This window comes from Mycolicibacterium sp. P4_G11 (genome assembly GCF_056555145.1).
On the sequence record NZ_JBFUJW010000008.1, the window covers coordinates 193,662 to 212,339 of the forward strand.

General features: G+C 67.4%; 16 protein-coding genes and 2 tRNA genes. 9 read left to right on the top strand and 9 right to left on the bottom strand.

All coding sequences use genetic code 11. The features are described from left to right. The first annotated feature begins 61 nt into the window (after window positions 1–61). The 6 genes from gyrB (at window position 62) to AC1U2B_RS19440 (ending at window position 6,618) form a co-directional block, all read left to right on the top strand. Window positions 62–2,089: a DNA topoisomerase (ATP-hydrolyzing) subunit B gene (gyrB, locus tag AC1U2B_RS19415; protein ID WP_480218046.1), complete on the top strand. Its 2,028-nt coding sequence runs from the start codon at window positions 62–64 to the stop codon at window positions 2,087–2,089. An 80-nt stretch (window positions 2,090–2,169) separates the two neighbouring features. Then, window positions 2,170–4,686 (top strand): DNA gyrase subunit A, encoded by a 2,517-nt coding sequence (gene gyrA / locus AC1U2B_RS19420; RefSeq protein ID WP_480218047.1) that lies wholly within the window; start codon window positions 2,170–2,172, stop codon window positions 4,684–4,686. Between the two features lie 43 nt (window positions 4,687–4,729). Further along, a complete protein-coding gene (locus tag AC1U2B_RS19425) occupies window positions 4,730–5,614 on the top strand; it encodes a DUF3566 domain-containing protein (protein WP_480218048.1) in 885 nt (294 codons plus the stop codon). Between the two features lie 90 nt (window positions 5,615–5,704). Beyond that, a tRNA-Ile gene (locus AC1U2B_RS19430) sits at window positions 5,705–5,778 on the top strand. A 152-nt stretch (window positions 5,779–5,930) separates the two neighbouring features. Further along, window positions 5,931–6,003 (top strand) — tRNA-Ala (locus tag AC1U2B_RS19435). A 243-nt stretch (window positions 6,004–6,246) separates the two neighbouring features. Beyond that, window positions 6,247–6,618, top strand: coding sequence for a hypothetical protein (locus AC1U2B_RS19440; protein WP_480218049.1), 372 nt, complete (start codon window positions 6,247–6,249; stop codon window positions 6,616–6,618). Window positions 6,619–6,680: 62 nt separating this feature from the next. Here AC1U2B_RS19440 and cwsA read toward each other — a convergent pair whose 3' ends face one another. Continuing rightward, window positions 6,681–7,049 (bottom strand): cell wall synthesis protein CwsA, encoded by a 369-nt coding sequence (gene cwsA, locus AC1U2B_RS19445; RefSeq protein WP_260934728.1) that lies wholly within the window; start codon window positions 7,047–7,049, stop codon window positions 6,681–6,683. A 131-nt stretch (window positions 7,050–7,180) separates the two neighbouring features. On the opposite strand from cwsA, the gene AC1U2B_RS19450 reads away from it, so the two are divergent. Next, window positions 7,181–7,708: a peptidylprolyl isomerase gene (locus AC1U2B_RS19450; RefSeq protein ID WP_480218050.1), complete on the top strand. Its 528-nt coding sequence runs from the start codon at window positions 7,181–7,183 to the stop codon at window positions 7,706–7,708. Between the two features lie 62 nt (window positions 7,709–7,770). On the opposite strand, the gene AC1U2B_RS19455 is transcribed toward AC1U2B_RS19450, so the two are convergent. Beyond that, on the bottom strand, window positions 7,771–8,184 hold the full coding sequence (locus AC1U2B_RS19455) for a PH domain-containing protein (RefSeq protein ID WP_480218051.1): 414 nt from the start codon (window positions 8,182–8,184) through the stop codon (window positions 7,771–7,773). Window positions 8,185–8,332: 148 nt separating this feature from the next. After that, a complete protein-coding gene (gene crgA, locus AC1U2B_RS19460) occupies window positions 8,333–8,617 on the bottom strand; it encodes a cell division protein CrgA (RefSeq protein ID WP_020099906.1) in 285 nt (94 codons plus the stop codon). Window positions 8,618–8,697: 80 nt separating this feature from the next. Between crgA and AC1U2B_RS19465 the strand changes: the two genes are divergently transcribed. Both AC1U2B_RS19465 and AC1U2B_RS19470 read left to right on the top strand, forming a co-directional pair. Continuing rightward, window positions 8,698–9,519: a DUF881 domain-containing protein gene (locus AC1U2B_RS19465; protein WP_480218052.1), complete on the top strand. Its 822-nt coding sequence runs from the start codon at window positions 8,698–8,700 to the stop codon at window positions 9,517–9,519. Between the two features lie 37 nt (window positions 9,520–9,556). Continuing rightward, window positions 9,557–10,225: an aminodeoxychorismate/anthranilate synthase component II gene (locus AC1U2B_RS19470; protein WP_480218053.1), complete on the top strand. Its 669-nt coding sequence runs from the start codon at window positions 9,557–9,559 to the stop codon at window positions 10,223–10,225. Window positions 10,226–10,534: 309 nt separating this feature from the next. Here AC1U2B_RS19470 and pknB read toward each other — a convergent pair whose 3' ends face one another. From pknB to AC1U2B_RS19500, 6 genes are read right to left on the bottom strand one after another with little or no spacing between them, the layout of a single operon-like run. Beyond that, a complete protein-coding gene (pknB, locus tag AC1U2B_RS19475) occupies window positions 10,535–12,418 on the bottom strand; it encodes a Stk1 family PASTA domain-containing Ser/Thr kinase (RefSeq protein ID WP_480218054.1) in 1,884 nt (627 codons plus the stop codon). Continuing rightward, window positions 12,415–13,647 (bottom strand): protein kinase domain-containing protein, encoded by a 1,233-nt coding sequence (locus AC1U2B_RS19480; protein WP_043986310.1) that lies wholly within the window; start codon window positions 13,645–13,647, stop codon window positions 12,415–12,417. The genes pknB and AC1U2B_RS19480 overlap by 4 nt, the downstream gene beginning before the upstream one ends. After that, window positions 13,644–15,122, bottom strand: coding sequence for a D,D-transpeptidase PbpA (gene pbpA / locus AC1U2B_RS19485; RefSeq protein WP_133760052.1), 1,479 nt, complete (start codon window positions 15,120–15,122; stop codon window positions 13,644–13,646). Before pbpA ends, AC1U2B_RS19480 begins: the two co-directional genes overlap by 4 nt. Continuing rightward, window positions 15,119–16,534 (bottom strand): peptidoglycan glycosyltransferase RodA, encoded by a 1,416-nt coding sequence (locus tag AC1U2B_RS19490; RefSeq protein ID WP_480218055.1) that lies wholly within the window; start codon window positions 16,532–16,534, stop codon window positions 15,119–15,121. Before AC1U2B_RS19490 ends, pbpA begins: the two co-directional genes overlap by 4 nt. A 28-nt stretch (window positions 16,535–16,562) precedes the next feature. Further along, window positions 16,563–18,113, bottom strand: a complete 1,551-nt coding sequence (locus AC1U2B_RS19495; protein WP_480218056.1) for a PP2C family protein-serine/threonine phosphatase — start codon at window positions 18,111–18,113, stop codon at window positions 16,563–16,565. Beyond that, the gene (locus AC1U2B_RS19500) at window positions 18,110–18,577 is read right to left on the bottom strand and encodes an FHA domain-containing protein FhaB/FipA (protein ID WP_043391430.1); all 468 of its coding nucleotides are present in this window, start codon (window positions 18,575–18,577) and stop codon (window positions 18,110–18,112) included. Before AC1U2B_RS19500 ends, AC1U2B_RS19495 begins: the two co-directional genes overlap by 4 nt. Between the last annotated feature and the right edge of the window lie 101 nt (window positions 18,578–18,678).

An 18,678-nucleotide genomic window follows, 5' to 3' on the forward strand; every position in this document is an offset into this window, starting at 1 on the left:
GTCGACAGATCTGAGTGCGGTGTCCTCACCGCCCCGTGAACCCCAAGGAGACGCGTCCGACGTGGCTGCCCAAAAGAAGGATGCGCCGGCTGAGTACGGTGCCGATTCGATCAAGGTCCTCGAAGGTCTGGAAGCGGTTCGTAAACGTCCCGGTATGTACATCGGGTCCACCGGCGAGCGCGGTCTGCACCACCTGGTCTGGGAAGTCGTGGACAACGCCGTCGATGAGGCGATGGCCGGTTTCGCCACCAAGGTGGATGTCCGCATCCTCGAGGATGGTGGAGTCCAGGTCACCGACGACGGCCGCGGCATCCCCGTCGCGATGCACGCCACCGGTATCCCGACCATCGACGTCGTCATGACCGTGCTGCATGCCGGCGGCAAGTTCGAAGAAGGCGCCTACCAGGTGTCCGGTGGTCTGCACGGCGTTGGCGTCTCGGTGGTCAACGCCCTGTCGACCCGGCTCGAGGCCGACATCCACAAGGACGGTTTCGAGTGGCACCAGACCTACGACAAGTCGGTCCCCGGCACGCTGCGCAAGGGTGAGCCGTCCAAGAAGAACGGTTCGACCATTCGGTTCTGGGCCGACCCGGACATCTTCGAGACCACGGTCTACGACTTCGAGACCATCGCCCGCCGCCTGCAGGAGATGGCCTTCCTGAACAAGGGTCTGACGATCGAGCTGACCGACGAGCGGGTCGTCGCGGCAGCGGTTGTCGATGAGGTGGTCAGCGATCACGCCGAAGCACCCAAGACTGCCGAGGAGAAGGCAGCCGAAGCGTCGGGTCCGCAGAAGGTCAAGCACCGGGTTTACCACTACCCCGATGGTCTGGTCGATTTCGTCAAGCACATCAACCGCACCAAGAGCGCCATCCAGCAGAGCATCATCGATTTCGGCGGCAAGGCCGAAGGCCACGAGGTCGAGATCGCGATGCAGTGGAACGCCGGGTACTCGGAGTCGGTGCACACCTTCGCGAACACCATCAACACGCATGAGGGCGGCACCCACGAAGAGGGCTTCCGCGCCGCGCTGACCACCGTCGTCAACAAATACGCGCGCGACAAGAAGCTGCTGAAGGAAAAAGAAGCCAACCTCACCGGTGACGACATCCGTGAAGGTCTGGCGGCCGTCGTCTCGGTGAAGGTCCGCCAGCCCCAGTTCGAGGGCCAGACCAAGACCAAGCTGGGCAACACCGAGGTCAAGTCGTTCGTGCAGAAGATCTGTAACGAGCAGCTGACCCACTGGTTCGAGGCCAACCCCGCCGAAGCCAAGACGGTGGTCAACAAAGCGGTGTCGTCGGCTCAGGCCCGCGTCGCCGCGCGCAAGGCGCGTGAGCTGGTGCGCCGCAAGAGCGCGACAGACATCGGCGGTCTGCCCGGCAAGCTGGCCGACTGCCGCTCCACCGACCCGACGAAGTCGGAACTGTATGTGGTGGAGGGCGATTCGGCCGGTGGCTCGGCCAAGAGCGGCCGCGACTCGATGTTCCAGGCGATCCTGCCGCTGCGCGGCAAGATCATCAACGTCGAGAAGGCCCGCATCGACCGCGTGCTGAAGAACAACGAAGTCCAGGCCATCATCACCGCCCTGGGTACCGGTATCCACGACGAGTTCGACCTGTCGAAGCTGCGGTACCACAAGATCGTGCTGATGGCCGACGCCGACGTCGACGGCCAGCACATCTCGACGCTGCTGCTGACGCTGCTGTTCCGTTTCATGAAGCCGCTGGTGGAAAACGGCCACATCTTCCTGGCCCAGCCGCCGCTGTACAAGCTGAAATGGCAACGCAGCGAACCAGAATTTGCCTACTCGGACCGCGAGCGCGACGGCCTGCTCGAGGCCGGCAAGGCCGCCGGTAAGCGGATCAACACCGACGACGGCATCCAGCGCTACAAGGGTCTGGGCGAGATGGACGCCAAGGAGCTGTGGGAGACCACGATGGATCCGTCCGTCCGGGTGCTGCGCCAGGTCACCCTCGATGACGCCGCGGCGGCCGACGAACTGTTCTCGATCCTGATGGGCGAGGACGTCGAAGCGCGCCGCAGCTTCATCACCCGGAACGCGAAAGACGTTCGATTCCTTGATGTCTAGCGACCAGAGACTGTGAGTCCGGCTCAGCCCGACCACCAAAAATCAATGTTTAACGTGAAACAATCCGGAGAAGGAATTCGATGACCGACACCATGCCGCCCGAGGGCGACCGCATCGAACCGGTTGACATCCAGCAGGAGATGCAGCGCAGCTACATCGATTACGCCATGAGCGTCATCGTCGGCCGTGCCCTCCCCGAGGTCCGCGACGGCCTCAAGCCGGTGCACCGCCGCGTGCTCTACGCGATGTACGACTCGGGCTTCCGGCCGGACCGTTCACACGCCAAGTCTGCGCGTTCGGTCGCCGAGACCATGGGTAACTACCACCCGCACGGCGACTCGTCGATCTACGACACCCTGGTCCGCATGGCCCAGCCGTGGTCGCTGCGCTACCCGTTGGTCGACGGCCAGGGCAACTTCGGCTCGCCGGGCAACGACCCCGCCGCCGCCATGCGTTACACCGAGGCCCGGCTCACCCCGCTGGCCATGGAGATGCTGCGCGAAATCGACGAGGAGACAGTCGATTTCATCCCCAACTACGACGGCCGCGTGCAAGAGCCGACCGTCCTGCCCAGCCGGTTCCCGAACCTGCTGGCCAACGGCTCCGGCGGTATCGCCGTCGGTATGGCCACCAACATCCCGCCGCACAACCTCCGCGAACTGGCGGAGGCCGTGTACTGGTGCCTGGAGAACCACGAAGCCGACGAGGAAGCCACCCTCGAAGCGTGCATGGAGCGGGTCAAGGGCCCGGACTTCCCCACCCACGGTCTAATCGTCGGGACGCAGGGGATTTCCGACACCTACCGCACCGGCCGCGGCTCGGTCCGGATGCGCGGTGTCGTCGAGATCGAGGAAGACGCCAAGGGCCGCACCTCGCTCGTCATCACCGAGCTGCCCTACCAGGTCAACCACGACAACTTCATCACCTCGATCGCCGAGCAGGTGCGCGACGGCAGGATCGCCGGCATCTCCAACATCGAGGACCAGTCCAGCGACCGTGTGGGTCTGCGCATCGTCGTCGACCTCAAGCGTGACGCGGTCGCCAAGGTGGTGCTGAACAACCTCTACAAGCACACCCAACTGCAGACCAGCTTCGGCGCCAACATGCTGTCGATCGTCGACGGCGTGCCGCGCACCCTGCGGCTGGATCAGATGATCCGCTACTACGTCGCGCATCAGCTCGACGTCATCAACCGGCGCACCCGGTACCGGTTGCGCAAGGCCAACGAGCGCGCCCACATCTTGCGCGGCTTGGTGAAAGCTCTTGACGCCCTTGATGAAGTCATCGCGCTGATCCGGGCCTCCCCGAACGCCGACGCAGCGCGGGGCGGCTTGATGGAGCTGCTCGAGGTCGACGAGATCCAGGCGCAGGCCATCCTCGACATGCAGCTGCGTCGCCTGGCCGCCCTGGAACGTCAGCGCATCGTCGACGACCTGGCCAAGATCGAAGCCGAGATCGCCGACCTCGAGGACATCCTGGCCAAGCCCGAGCGGCAGCGCGCCATCGTCCACGACGAGCTCAAGGAGCTCGCCGACAAGTACGGCGACGACCGTCGTACCCGGATCATCGCGGCCGACGGCGACGTCACGGACGAGGACCTCATCCAGCGCGAGGACGTCGTCGTCACCATCACCGAGACCGGCTACGCCAAGCGGACCAAGACCGACCTGTACCGCAGCCAGAAGCGCGGCGGCAAGGGTGTGCAGGGTGCCGGGCTCAAGCAGGACGACATCGTCAACCATTTCTTCGTGTGCTCCACGCACGACTGGATCCTGTTCTTCACCACGCAGGGCCGGGTGTACCGGGCCAAGGCCTACGAACTGCCCGAGGCCTCGCGGATCGCGCGCGGTCAGCACGTGGCGAACCTGCTGGCCTTCCAGCCGGAAGAGCGCATCGCTCAGGTCATCCAGATCAAGAGCTACGAGGACGCGCCGTACCTGGTGCTCGCCACCCGCAACGGTCTGGTGAAGAAGTCCAAGCTGGGCGACTTCGACTCGAACCGTTCCGGCGGCATCGTCGCGATCAACCTGCGCGACGGTGACGAACTGGTCGGCGCGGTGCTGTGCTCCGCCGAAGAGGACCTGCTCCTGGTTTCCGCCAACGGCCAGTCCATCCGCTTCTCGGCGACCGACGAGGCGCTGCGGCCGATGGGCCGGGCCACCTCCGGTGTGCAGGGCATGCGGTTCAACGAGGACGACCGGCTGCTGTCGCTCAACGTCGTGATCCCGGACACCTACCTGTTGGTTGCGACGGCGGGCGGTTACGCCAAGCGGACGGCCATCGACGAGTACACCGCGCAGGGCCGCGGCGGCAAGGGCATCCTCACGATTCAGTACGACCCGAAGCGTGGCAGTCTGGTCGGAGCGTTGATCGTCGATGACGAGACCGAGCTGTACGCCATCACTTCCGGCGGTGGTGTCATCCGGACCGCGGCACGTCAGGTGCGCAAGGCCGGGCGGCAGACCAAGGGTGTGCGGTTGATGAACCTGGGTGAGGGCGACACACTGATTGCCGTCGCGCGCAACGCCGAAGAGGCCGAAGGTGGCGACGATATCGACGCCGAGATCGAAACCGCGACCGAGACCGACGAAACGTAGTGCTGCGGCTGCCCGCAGCCGCACTGATTGAAGGAGCCGCCAGGTGAGTTCCCCGAACGAGCCGGGATACACCCGTACCGGTGACGGACCCGCGAGCAACAACGGGCCTGCCGGATCGGGTGGCGGCGCCCATGCGGCCGACCAGGGCGGCGAAGCGCCGCCCTGGCAGCGGGCCCGTACGGGAGCTCCGGCGGACGCGCCCGCGGCCGCCGCGCAGAGCCTGGATGACCGGCTCAACCGGTTCGTCAGCGGCAGCGGGGGTTCGGCCTCCGAAGCCGAGACGACCATCACGCCGGCCGTCACCCCCGACGTCCCGCCGGTGCCCCCGGTGCCGGCCGTGACTCCGACGGGCAACGTGCCGCCGAAGCCCGTCCGGACGACCGAGACGGTTCGGACGGAGACGCGGCCCGAGGCCGCCTACGCCAGCGAGATCCCGGATCTGTCCCGCCAGCCGCAGCGTCGGGCGTCGGGCGAACCACGGGAGCCGCGCAGCACCGTCGCCACCGTCTCTCCGGCCCCAGCACGTTCGGCGGCACCACGGAGCCGCGTGGGTGCCCGGCAGGACGGCCCGGTGCGGGCCAGCATGCAGGTGCGCCACGTCGATCCGTGGAGCGTGTTGAAGGTCTCGTTGGTGCTGTCGGTGGCGCTGTTCTTCGTCTGGATGATCGCGGTGGCGTTCCTCTACCTGGTCCTCGGTGGCATGGGTGTGTGGAGCAAGCTCAACAGCAATGTCGGCGATCTGCTCACCAGTGGTGGCGGCAGCGGCGGTGAATTGGTTTCTGCCAGTACGATTTTCGGCGGCGCGACCCTCGTCGGGTTGGTCAACATCGTGCTGTTGACGGCCATGGCCACCGCCGCGGCGTTCGTCTACAACCTGACGACCGATCTGGTCGGCGGGGTTGAGGTGACGCTCGCCGATCGCGACTAGTCGGCAGGCCTGCGGGCGCGACTGACGTCGCGTTTTGGGCGCAGAGGTCCCCATACGGTAATCTCATCGCTCGGCCGCAAGGCCACTTTCGGGCCTATAGCTCAGGCGGTTAGAGCGCTTCGCTGATAACGAAGAGGTCGGAGGTTCGAGTCCTCCTAGGCCCACGGAAGTCGGTATCACCGACTCCCCCACCGGAAGGGTGCACCGTGAGATTGGTTCTGCTGGTGCTCGGTGCCATGGTCGCAGTCGCCGCCGGCTTCGTATGGCGGACCCAGCATGGCGCAGAGGTCTGGCACTCAATTCCGGACACCATCGAGGGGCCTTAGCTCAGTTGGTAGAGCGCTGCCTTTGCAAGGCAGATGTCAGGAGTTCGAATCTCCTAGGCTCCACAAATCAAGACAACGGCTTCGGTGTTCGTCACCGGGGCCGTTTTTGGATCCTGCTGCCCGGCAGACTCGATGCGACGAAGGCATGGCCCCGTGTGCCGGCTCTTCCTGTACCAAGTGCGATTCCGACCCGTCAGCTTCCTTGACGGTCAAGGAAAGCTGACGGCGCCAGTCGAACATGTCAAGGGAGAGCGGCGTCTGCCGTGTTCCAAAGGGGCTCCAACGTCGCCGTCCTACGCTGCCGCCATGACGACAGAAATCAGCTACGCGAAGTGGATGCTTCCGTTGTCGGTGCCGTTCGGTCTCGGGCCGAAGCACAGCGCGGTGGAAGTGCGCGAGGGAGCGCTGCACGTGACCATGGGGTGGGGTTTCGCCGCGGAGATCCCGCTGAGCTCCATTGCGACAGCCAGCCGGTGGGACGGCCGCATCACGTCCTGGGGTGTACACGGCTTCCGCGGACGCTGGTTGGTGAACGGCTCGTCCGACGGCGTGGTGGCGCTGACCATCGACCCACCCGTCAAGGCCAAGGTTTGTGGCGTGCCAGTGACGCTGCGGGAGCTGGGGATCAGCGTGACCGACCCAGATGCCCTCATCACGGCCTGCACCAAGGCGGGCTGACGAACATGAGCTTGTGTGTCAGATCCGGATCTGACACACAAGCTCACCCTCGACGCGGAAACCTAGGGCTGGGGCGTCACGTCCACGCTCGGGGGCAGCGGAGAGGGCTCTGGCTGCATCGAGCGCCGCACGATCGAGAAGGTGATGCCACCGAGGGCCAGGACCGCGACGGTGGCGCCGGCGATCAGCAGGGGCCGGCGACGGTTGGCGCCCGACTGCACCACCACCGCGAGATCTCCCGCGGAATCCTCGCTGCGGTGGCACCGCCGGCCCACCCAGCGCGCGGTACCGAGGGTGGAGCCGACGCCGAGCCCGAGCACGCCGCGCAGGATCAGCAGCGGCCCGGCGATGGTGTACTTCAGCCCACGACCCAGGCGGGCACCGGAGCTGGGGCGGCTGACCTCGGGGACGTTCTCGGTGACAGTGCTCATCAACCAACCTCTCTGCCGGACACGATTTCTGCAGACCTCCCAAGCGGGGGCTTGGCTCTACGCTAGGCCTTCCACGTTATTCGGTGGGGGCGACTTCGGGGTCTTAAATGTGAGTGGCAGACTGACTTTCCGTGACGAGCCCTATTCAGACCGCGACCGCGACGCTGCACACCAACCGCGGCGACATCAAGATTGCTTTGTTCGGTAACCACGCGCCCAAGACCGTCGCCAACTTCGTTGGTCTGGCCCAGGGCACCAAGGATTACTCCGCCGAGAACGCCTCGGGCGGCACCTCCGGCCCGTTCTACGACGGCGTCGTCTTCCACCGCGTCATCGATGGCTTCATGATCCAGGGCGGCGACCCCACCGGCACCGGCCGTGGCGGCCCGGGCTACCAGTTCGCCGACGAGTTCCACCCGGAGCTGCAGTTCGACAAGCCGTACCTGCTGGCCATGGCCAACGCCGGCCCGGGCACCAACGGCTCGCAGTTCTTCATCACCGTCGGCCCAACCCCGCACCTGAACCGTCGCCACACCATCTTCGGTGAGGTCGTCGATGCGGAGTCGCAGAAGGTCGTGGACGCCATCGCCACCACGTCCGTCGACCGCGGCGACCGCCCGACCGAAGCAGTCGTCGTCGACTCGGTCACCATTTCCTGAATCCCAGCCTGACGCGCGGCGCGGCAGTCCCTACCGGGGCTGTCGCGCCGTTTGCGTTGGAACTAAGGAATCAGGCCGGCGTCGGTCAGGGCGTCGAGGACGTTGATGGGGTCGGTGCCGACATCCCATCGCGTGAAGACCAGGAGCCGGTCGTCGACGGTGTCGAGCTCCAAGAGCCGCACCTTGCGGGTCAGCCGGCGGAACTCGGTGATACGCACACTCTTGAGGTCGGACTGTGTATAAGTCTGAGTGCTGAACCACCCGCGCACCACCAGCCCCGCCGGGGTGATGGCGAGCTTCGGCCGCGCCCGCCAGGACATGACGGCGAACACCAGCAGACCGATGGCCGCGATGCCGCCGAGAACACGTCCGGGCAGGTCAGTGACCGATGTCAGGGCCACTGCCGTCAGTGCGACGCCGAATGCTCCACAGGCCGCGATGCCGGCGGTCGGGGGGCTCCATTGAGTTTGTTCCATGAGATGTCCACACCCTCAGGGGCAAGTTATCCACAGGCACTATCCCCAATGGGGATGAATCACATCGATGTGATTGCGTGACCGCCAGGTTGCCAGTTGGGTTACGCAACGAGACCGGTATGTAACGAACCGGGGCCGTTCACGCAGCTCAGCGCCACCGCATGGTCAGCAGCAGACCGGTGATCATGAATGCGAAGGCGATCGCGTAGTTCCACTGGGCGAGATCGGCCATCCACTGCAGCAGGTGGGGCGTACCGGCCGGGTTCAGCGCGGCGAGCTGGAAGACCGCCAGCCAGATCAGGCCGATCAGCATCAGCGAGCAGAAGAACACCACGAACCACACGCTCGACGGTCCGGCCTTGACCTTCACCGGCGTCCGACTCACCGGGTTGATGGTGAAGTCGTTCTTCTTGCGAACCTTGGACTTGGGCATTGGTACCTTCGCGGACAGTCGGTGCCGCACACTCGCGCCGGTGGAGAAAAACCGGCAATTCGGTGCGACGATGGAGCGGTATGCACTCAGAGCCTAACGCAGAAGACGTGTCGCCTCGCAGGCCCTGGTGGACGGCCGGGACCTCGGAACCTGCCCAACCGGCCCGCCACTCCGCCTGGCGATTCGGTGTGCCGGTGGTCTGTGTGCTTGCCGGCCTCCTGCTGGCCACCACGCACAGCGTGTCCGGCGGCAGCGAGATCCGGCGCAGCGACGCGCCCCGCCTCGTCGACATGGTGAAAGAGGCGCAACGCACCGTCGCCACCCGGACCGCGGAGCGCGACAACCTGCAGCATCAGCTCGAAAACCACCACGGCGGTACGCCCGGCGCCGACGCCGCGCTCGGCGCCATCACGGGCCGCGCCAACGAGCTCGGCCTGGAGCTGGGCCTCGATCCCATGCGTGGACCGGGCCTGGTGATCACCCTCAACGACGCGCAGCGCAATGCGCAGGGTCAGTACCCGCGCGACGCCACCCCCGACGACCTCGTCGTGCATCAGCAGGACGTCCAGGCGGTGCTCAACGCACTGTGGTTGGGCGGTGCCGAGGCCGTGCAGATGCAGGACCAGCGGATCCTGGCCACGTCGGCCCCGCGCTGTGTCGGGAACACCCTGCTGCTCAACGGCCGGACCTACAGCCCGCCGTACGTCGTCACCGTGATCGGCAACGTCGAGGGCATGCGGGCCGCGCTGGCCGCCGCGCCGCTGGTGACCTTGTACAAGCAGTACGTGGTGCGGTTCGGGCTCGGCTACACCGAGGAGCCGCGGGCGTCGGTCGACGTCGTCGGCCACCGGATGCCGTTGAAGCTCCAGTACGCCAAACCGGCTGGACCGGTCACATATTGATTGATCGGGTCTGTGGGTGACCCAGTAGCCTGGCGGCATGCAGGTTCTCGTCCTCGACAACTACGACAGCTTCGTGTTCAACCTGGTCCAGTACCTGGGTCAGCTCGGGGTGCACGCGCAGGTCTGGCGTAGCGACGACGAGCGGGTCTCCACCCCCGAGGGCGTCGCCGCCGTGGCCGAGGAGTTCGACGGGATCCTGGTGAGCCCCGGCCCTGGTACTCCCGAAAGGGCCGGCGCGTCCATTCCGTTGGTCCGCGCCTGTGCCGAGACCCGCACTCCCCTACTCGGCGTGTGCCTGGGACACCAGGCCATCGGGGTGGCCTTCGGTGGCACGGTGGACCGCGCGCCGGAACTGCTGCACGGCAAGACCAGCCTGGTGCACCACGCGGATAGTGGTGTGCTGCAAGGACTTCCGGACCCGTTCACGGCCACTCGCTACCACTCGCTGACCATCCTGCCGGAGACGCTGCCGGATGAGCTGGAGGCCATCGGCCACACCGACAGCGGCGTCATCATGGCGGTCCGGCACCGCGAGCTGCCGATCCACGGGGTCCAGTTCCACCCGGAGAGCATCCTGACGCAGGGCGGTCACCGGATGCTGGCCAACTGGCTCGCCTTCTGCGGCCAGGCGCCTGACGAGGGACTGGTCAGTCGGCTCGAGCAGGAAGTCGCCGACGCCGTCTCGGCCGCGACCCGCACGGCCTAATTCCGCCGAGCTTCCATCCACGCAGTGCGAGTGGCGTGTGCCGTGGGTTCAGGGTGGACGCCGTTGTGGGCTGCCCGGGTCGTTGACTCTCACTTCATGGCGCGGAAGTGCGAGTAACCACGGCCCTGAGGTGAGAGTCAACGTCTGCTGGGGCCGGAATCCCGTTGACCCTGACCTGATGGCGCAAAAGACCGAGTGGCCGTGTCCCTGAGGTGAGAGTCAACGCGATGTTGGGCCGCTGGGTGACTGACTCTCACTTCATGGCGTAAAAGTGCGAGCAACGGCCTGCCAGAACGTCCCCCGGCAAGACTACGAAGCGAAGCTCAGAGTGATCGACGCGCCGAAGTTGACGCCGCTGCCGGCTGCCGGCATCTGGCTCACCACCGCATTGCTGCGCTGACCGCTGTTCTGCACGTCGGCGCCCTTGATCAGCACGCCGGTCCAGCCCAGGGCGCGCAGGTTCGGCTCGGCATCGGTCCAGAACTGACCGGCCAGGTTCGGCATGACGAACTGGTTGCCCTGCGAGACCTTCAGCGTGATCGGCGCGTCCTTGGCCGTCGGCGTACCCGCCGGCGGATCGCTCGCGATGATCTCGCCGGCCGGCTTCGGGCTGTCGACCGGGGCCGTCAGGATCGTCATGAAGCCCACGGTGTTGAGGTTCTTGGTCGCGACCTCGACGTTCTGCCCGTTGGTGTCCGGGACCGGCACCAAACCAGGCCCGGAGCCGACGATGATCGTGATCACGTTCGTGATGGCCGACGTCTGGTGGGCCGGCGGGTTGGTTGCGATGACGCGGTCCTTCTGGTCCGGCAGCGACTGCGACACCGTCTGCTGGATGTTCCGGAAACCGGCGGACTGCAGCTTGGCCATCGCGTCGGAAGGCGAGAGCTTCGAGACGTCCGGGACCTCGCGCTGCTCGGGACCGGTGGAGATGTTGATGGTGATCTCGTCGCCGGCGGCCACCGACGTGTTGGCCGACGGCTCGGTGCCGATGACATGGTCCGGCGCCACCGTGGAGTCGGGCCGCTGCTGCGTGCGGGTCTTGAAGCCGCGGTTCTGCAGGTTGGCGACGGCGTCCGCCTGAGCCAGCCCGCGCACGTCCGGAATCTGCTGATCATGCGGCTTGCCGTTGATCAGGTTGATGGCCACGGTGACGACGACCGTCAGCACGGCCAGGATGGCGGCGGCGATGAGCCAGCGACCGATCGGCGTCGCGGCCCGGTCCGTCGAGCGGTACGGCTGCGGGGTGACGGTGATCTGCTCGGGCATCATGCTGCGCGGCCCACCGAAGCCGCCGGTGCCCATCATCGCGGTGCGCTCGGCGTCGGTGAGCACCTTGGGTGCGTCGGGAGCTTCGCCGGCGTGCACGCGGATCAGGTCGTTCCGCATGTCCGCGGCGCTCTGGTACCGGTTGTCCGGGTTCTTCGCCAGGGCCTTGAGCACGACGGCGTCCAGCTCGGGCGAGATGCCGGCGTGCCGCTGCGACGGCGGCACCGGGTCCTCGCGGACGTGCTGGTAGGCCACCGCGACCGGGGAATCGCCGACGAACGGCGGCTCACCGGTGATCAGTTCGTAGAGCACGCAGCCCAGCGAGTACACGTCCGAGCGGGCGTCGACGTTCTGTCCGCTGGCCTGCTCGGGTGACAGGTACTGCGCGGTGCCGATGACCGCCGCGGTCTGCGTCATCCGGTTGCTGCTGTCGGCGATGGCGCGGGCGATGCCGAAGTCCATGACCTTGACCGCGTTGGCCTTGCTGATCATGATGTTCGCCGGCTTGATGTCCCGGTGCACGATGCCGTGCTGGTGGCTGAAGTTCAGGGCCTGGCAGGCGTCGGCGATGATCTCGATGGCGCGCTGCTGCGGCAGCGGCCCCTCGGTGTGCACGATGTCGCGCAGCGTCACGCCGTCGACGTACTCCATGACGATGTACGGCAGCGGGCCGTTGGGCGTCTCGGCCTCACCGGTGTCGTAGACCGCGACGATCGCCGGGTGGTTCAGTGCGGCGGCGTTCTGCGCCTCGCGGCGGAAACGCAGGTAGAAGCTCGGGTCCCGGGCCAGGTCGGCGCGCAGCACCTTGACCGCCACGTCTCGGTGCAGACGTAGATCGCGGCCGAGGTGAACCTCGGACATGCCGCCGAAGCCGAGGATGTCCCCCAGTTCGTAGCGGTCGGAGAGGTGCTGGGGCGTGGTCATGAAATGGCCGGTCCTGACAATTCAGGGAGCGAAGCCGACTGACCCGCCGGTGCGCCGGGCGTCTTCGTGGTCTCGGTGATGGTGTTGGTGACGGTGGACTGCTGCTGGTTCTTCTGGTCCTGCCGGTCCTGCGCGTTGAGCACGATCAGGATCGCGATGACGATTGCCAGCGCACCCAGGACACCAGCCGCCCACAACAGGGCGCGCTGACCGGGCGAGAAAGTCCGCCGCGCGGGCGGGGCCGGCCGGTGACTACCGGCGGCGGGCCGGGGCCGCGGGGTTGCCGGTGCCGGACGCACGGCCAGTTCGTTGCTCGTGCGGGCCTGCGTGCTCGACGGAATCGCCGCCGGAGCGGCCCGGCCGATGGTCGGCGCCTGGTTGGGCCGCGGGGGGCGGCGTCCGGCCCGGACCGCGGCGACGGCGTCGGCGAACGGGCCGCCGCTGCGGTAGCGGTGGATGGCGTCCTTGGCGAGGCTGATCTCGATCAGCTCGCGGACGTTCGGGGGCAGGTCGGACGGCAGTGGTGGCGGCGCTTCCTTGATGTGCTTCATCGCGACGGTCAGGGCACCGTCGCCGGTGAACGGCCGCCGGCCGGACACAGACTCGTAGCCGACGACACCGAGCGAGTAGACGTCGCTGGCCGCGGTGGCGTCGTGGCCCAGGGCCTGCTCGGGCGCGATGTACTGGGCGGTACCCATCACCATGCCCGTCTGGGTGACGGGAGCCGCGTCGACGGCCTTGGCGATGCCGAAGTCGGTGAGCTTCACCTGGCCGGTCGGGGTGATCATGATGTTGCCGGGCTTGACGTCCCGGTGCACCAGGCCGGCGCTGTGCGCGACCTGCAGGGCCCGGCCGGTCTGCTCCAGCATGTCCAGCGAGTGCCGCAGCGACAGCCGGCCGGTGCGCTTGATCACCGAGTTCAACGGCTCGCCGTTGACGAGCTCCATGACCAGGTAGGCGGTGCGGCCGGAATCGTCGAGCTCGGTCTCGCCGTAGTCGTAGACGCTGGCGATGCCGGGGTGATTCAGCATCGCTACCGTGCGCGCCTCAGCGCGGAACCGCTCGACGAACTCGGGGTCGGTCGAGTACTCGGCCTTTAGCACCTTGATGGCGACCTGTCGGCCGAGCCTGCTGTCGACGCCCTCCCAGACTTGACCCATGCCGCCAGTGGCGATGAGTCGCTGAAGTCGATAGCGGCCGGAAAGTGTGACTCCGACCCGCGCGCTCATGATCCCTCCCGTAGCGCCGCGGCGATGGTGGCCCGCCCGATGGGTGCGGCCAGCGCACCGCCGGTCGCGGACAAACGGTCTCCACCATTCTCCACTAGGACGGCGACGGCGACCTTCGGGGATTTCGCCGGGGCAAAAGCGATGTACCACGCATGTGGTGGTGTGTGACGTGGATCGGTGCCGTGTTCGGCCGTGCCCGTCTTTGATGCGATCTGCACGCCGGCTATGGCTCCCTTCTGCTGCGTCACCTGCTCGGCGCCGACCATCAGATCCGTAAGTGTAGCCGCGACCTGGGATGAGATGGCCCGCCGCTGTTGGTGCGGTGAGGTAGCCGCGATGTTGGAAAGGTCAGGTCCCTTCAGGTCATCGACCAGGTACGGGGCCATGCTGACGCCGCCGTTGGCGATGGTCGCGGCAACCATCGCGTTCTGCAGCGGGGTCAGGGCGACGTCCTTCTGGCCGATGCTGGAGATACCCAGGGCCGGGGCGTCGGAGATCGGGCCGACGGTCGACTCCGCGACCTGCAGCGGAATCGACGGCGGCGGGGTGTCCAGGCCGAACTGCTTGGCCATGGTCCGCATCGCGTCGGCCCCGTTGTGCAGGCCCAGTTCGACGAACGCGGTGTTGCAGGACTTGGCGAACGCCTCGCGCAGGGAGACCGTCGGGCCCCCGCCGCACGCCGCGCCACCGTAGTTCTCCAGCGTGGCGGTGCTGTCCGGCAACGTGATTCGGGCCGCGGAGGTCAGCTGGGTGTCCGGGGTGGCACCGGCCTGCAGCGCCGCGGCGGTGGTCAGCACCTTGAACGTCGACCCCGGCGGGAACGTCTCGGAGATCGCCCGGTTCTGCAGCGGTGAATCGGGGTTGTCCCGCAGCTCCTGCCAGGCGGCGGATTGCCGCTCGCTCTCGTGCGAGGCCAGCAGATTGGGGTCGTACGACGGAGACGACACCATGGCCAGAATCTTGCCGGTCGACGGATCGAGCGCCACCACCGAACCCTTGCACGGGTTGCCGCCGCAGCCCTGCTGCATGGCGTCCCAGGCGGCCTGCTGCACCCGCGGCACGATCGTGGTGTCGACGTTGCCGCCGCGCGGATCGCGGCCCGTGAAGAAGTCCGCGATGCGGTTGCCGAACAGCCGCTCGTCGGAGCCGTTGAGGATGCTGTCCTCGGCCCGCTCGAGGCCGGTGCTCGAGTACTGCAGCGAGTAGAAGCCGGTGACGGGCGCGTAGACCAGCGGGTTCGGGTAGATGCGGAGGTAGCGGAACCGGCCGTTGGTCGGCATCGAGTACGCCAGCAGTTGGCCGCCTGCGGTGATCTGGCCGCGCTGGCGCGAGTACTCGTCGAGCAGGACCCGCTGGTTGCGCGGGTCGGCGCGCAGGCTGTCGGCGGCGAACACCTGGGTGGTGGTGGCGTTCAGCAGCAGCATCACGACCAGTGCCATCACCAGTCCGGAGACGCGACGAAGCGAGGTGTTCATTGCTTCTCGATCACCTCGGTGTTGGCCGCCGCGATCGGTGCCGCGTTGGCGCCCCGGGTGGACAGCGGCCGGCGCGCGACGTGCGAGACCCGCAGCAGCAGGGCCAGCAGCACGTAGTTGGACAGCAGGGACGAGCCGCCGTACGACATCCAGGGCGTGGTCAGGCCGGTCTGCGGGATCAGTTTGGTGACGCCGCCGACGACGATGAACAGCTGCAGCGCCAGCGCGGCGGACAGGCCGGCCGCCAGCAGCTTGCCGAAGCTGTCCCGGACCGCGATGGCGGTGCGCAGACCCCGGATCACGACGATCGTGTAGAGCATCAGCACCGCGGCCAGGCCGACGAGCCCGAGCTCCTCACCCACCACCGCGATGATGAAGTCGGTGGAGGCGTCGGGCACGGTGCCGGGCTGACCGTTGCCCAGGCCGGTGCCGAAGATGCCGCCGGTGGCGAAGCTGAACAGGGACTGCACCATCTGGTACCCGGCGCCGTCGGGGTCGGCGAACGGGTCGAGCCAGTTCTGCACGCGCACCCGCACGTGATCGAAAAGGTGGTACGCCACCAGGCTGCCCACGCAGAACAAGCTCAGCCCGATGATCACCCAGCTCAGCTTCTCGGTGGCGACGTACAGCAGCACCAGGAACGTCGCGTAGAGCAGCAGGGACGCTCCGAGGTCCTTCTCGAACACCATCACGCCGATGGACCCGATCCAGGCCACCAGCAGCGGTGCCAGGTCGCGCGGTCGCGGCAGGTCCAGCCCGAACATGTGCTTGCCGGCACTGGTGAACAGGCTGCGCTTGGTGACCAGCACGCTGGCGAAGAAGATCAGCAGCAGGATCTTGGAGAATTCGGCGGGCTGAATGGAGAAGCCCGGCAGGCGGATCCAGATCTTGGCGCCGTACTGCTCGGCCACCGAGTCCGGCAGCACCGCGGGGATCGCGAGCAGCACCAGGCCGGTCAGGCCGCAGATGTAGCCGTAGCGGGCCAGCATCCGGTGGTCGTGCACGAACATCAGCACCGCGGTGAACACCAGAATGCCCAGCAGTGTCCAGAGCATCTGCTGGTTGGCGTTGCCGCCCGGCAGGATGCCCGCGGGCCGCGTGTGCGCCGACAGATCCAGCCGGTAGATCAGCACCAGGCCCAGGCCGTTCAGCAGCGCGACCACCGGCAGCAGCAGCGGGTCGGCGTACGGCGCGTAGCGGCGCACCGCCAGGTGGGCGCCGCCGAACAGCACGACGAAGCCGACGGTGAACTGGATGAGGTCCAGTTGCAGGCCGGACTCCTGGTTGGCCTCGACGATCAGCAGCGCCACAGTCGTGATCACGGCCGCGAACCCCAGCAGCACCAATTCGGAATTGCGCCGATTGGGCAGTGGAGGAGCGACCGCAACCGGAGACTGCGGCTGCGTCGTCATGCCTCGACTCCCGCTCGCTCTCGGGGCGTCATGACGCGTTCCGGCAGTTTGTGCCCGGCTCCTGAGGTGGCGGAGGGAGTGCCGTGGCCGTCGGGGACGGAGCCGCAGGCGAGGTCGGGGCAGGCGCAGGGCTGGACGGGTTGGGGGCCGGTGCCGGGCTCGGCGCCGGTGTTGGTGCGGGGGCCGGCGTCGTCGAACCTGGCGCCTCGGGTCCGGGGGCCGGACCGCGCGGCGGCTGCGGCACCACCGACAGCGACGGGGCCGGTGCGCCGGGGGTGGGTGCGGGCGCCGCCGGCGGGGTGGCGACGTGCGGCGCGCACAGCGGCAGCAGCGAGCTGCGGCTGAGTTCCTTGAGCTGACGGATCGCGTCGTCGACGGTGCCGGTCGGCAGGCCGGCGGTGACCTGGGCCCGGCCAGACTCGCGCAGGTCGGAGACCTTCATGGGCTGGCAGCCCGCGCGGGTGTCGTCGACGCCGATGATCGTCATCTCGGAGTGGGTGTCCAGGCAGGCCAGCAGGTAGGGATCCTGCAGCGGCAGCCCGAGCAGCGAGCCCGGCACGCCGCGCATGATGTAGACCGAGCCGTTGTAGCCGGCGACGTAGTAGTTGCTGCGGATCATGTAGCGCCCGACGGCCAGTCCGCTGACGAGCAGCAGGATCAGCAGGATCGCGCCGATGATCAGGTTGCGCCGGGTGTGGCTCTTTCGCGGCGGCGGATCAGGTTGCGGCACAGGCTTTTTCGCCGCTGCCGCCGTGCGCTTCGGATTGAAGGCGGAGGCACGTCCGGCCGCGGTGTTGGGCGGCAAGGTGTCGTCGTCCTGACCGGACACCGCGCCCGCCAGAATGGGTGCGGTCTGGCCGTACTCGTAGTCGACGACGTCGGCCACGACGACGGTGACGTTGTCCGGGCCGCCGCCGCGCAGCGCCAGCTCGATGAGCCGGTCGGCACAGTCCACGACGTCCGGGATCTGCATGGCGCCCTGGATGGTCTCGTGGCTGACCGGGTCGGACAGTCCGTCCGAGCACAGCAGGTAGCGGTCCCCGGCGCGGGCCTCGCGCATGGTCAGCGTCGGCTCGACCTCATGGCCGGTCAGCGCCTTCATGATCAGCGAGCGTTGCGGGTGGCTGTGGGCCTCTTCGGCGGTGATCCGGCCGTCGTCGACCAGAGTCTGGACGAAGGTGTCGTCCTTGGTGATCTGGGTCAGCTCGCCGTCGCGCATCAGGTAGCCGCGGGAGTCGCCGATGTGCACCATGCCGAGGCGCGTGCCCGCGAACAGGATGGCGCTCAGGGTCGTGCCCATGCCCTCCAGCTCGGGATCGGCTTCGACGTGGGCGGCGATAGCCGTATTGCCGTCGTGGACGGCATCGTTCAGCTTGGCCAGCAGGTCGCCGCCGGGTTCGTCGTCGTCCAAGTGGGCCAGCGCGGCGATGACGAGCTGCGAGGCAACCTCACCCGCGGCGTGGCCGCCCATGCCGTCGGCCAGCGCGAGCAGGCGGGCCCCCGCGTAGACGGAGTCCTCGTTGTTGGCGCGGACCAGGCCGCGGTCGCTGCGCGCGGCATATCGGAGTACAAGTGTCACGGGCGCAGCTCAATTACCGTCTTGCCGATTCGAACCGGCGTTCCCATTGGAACCCTTACCGCCGTCGTCACTTTCGCCCTGTCCAGGTATGTACCGTTGGTCGATCCTAGGTCTTCGACGTACCACTCGGAGCCTCTCGGCGACAGCCGGGCGTGCCGTGTCGAGGCGTAGTCGTCGGTGAGCACCAGGGTGGAGTCGTCGGCCCGGCCGATCAGAACGGGCTGGCTGGTCAGGGTGATCCGGGTGCCCTGCAGGGCACCTTCGGTCACCACCAACTGGCGCGCGTACCGGCGTCGGTCCCGATTGGGCAGCAGGGTGCCCCGGAACGCCAGACCGCGCCGCACCATGACGGCTCCGGTGGGTGCGTAGATGTCGGTGCGCAGCACGCGCAGCACCGACCAGATGAAAAGCCAGAGCAACAGAAGGAAACCGACCCGCGTCAGCTGCAGAACTAACCCCTGCATCCGACGTCCTCTCCGTTGCCGCGTCGAGGCTGGGCCCGGTGCCCGGTAGCCGTCGGCATCGTCACGATACTTTGGCGGTCACCGGCCGGTGCGCACATGAC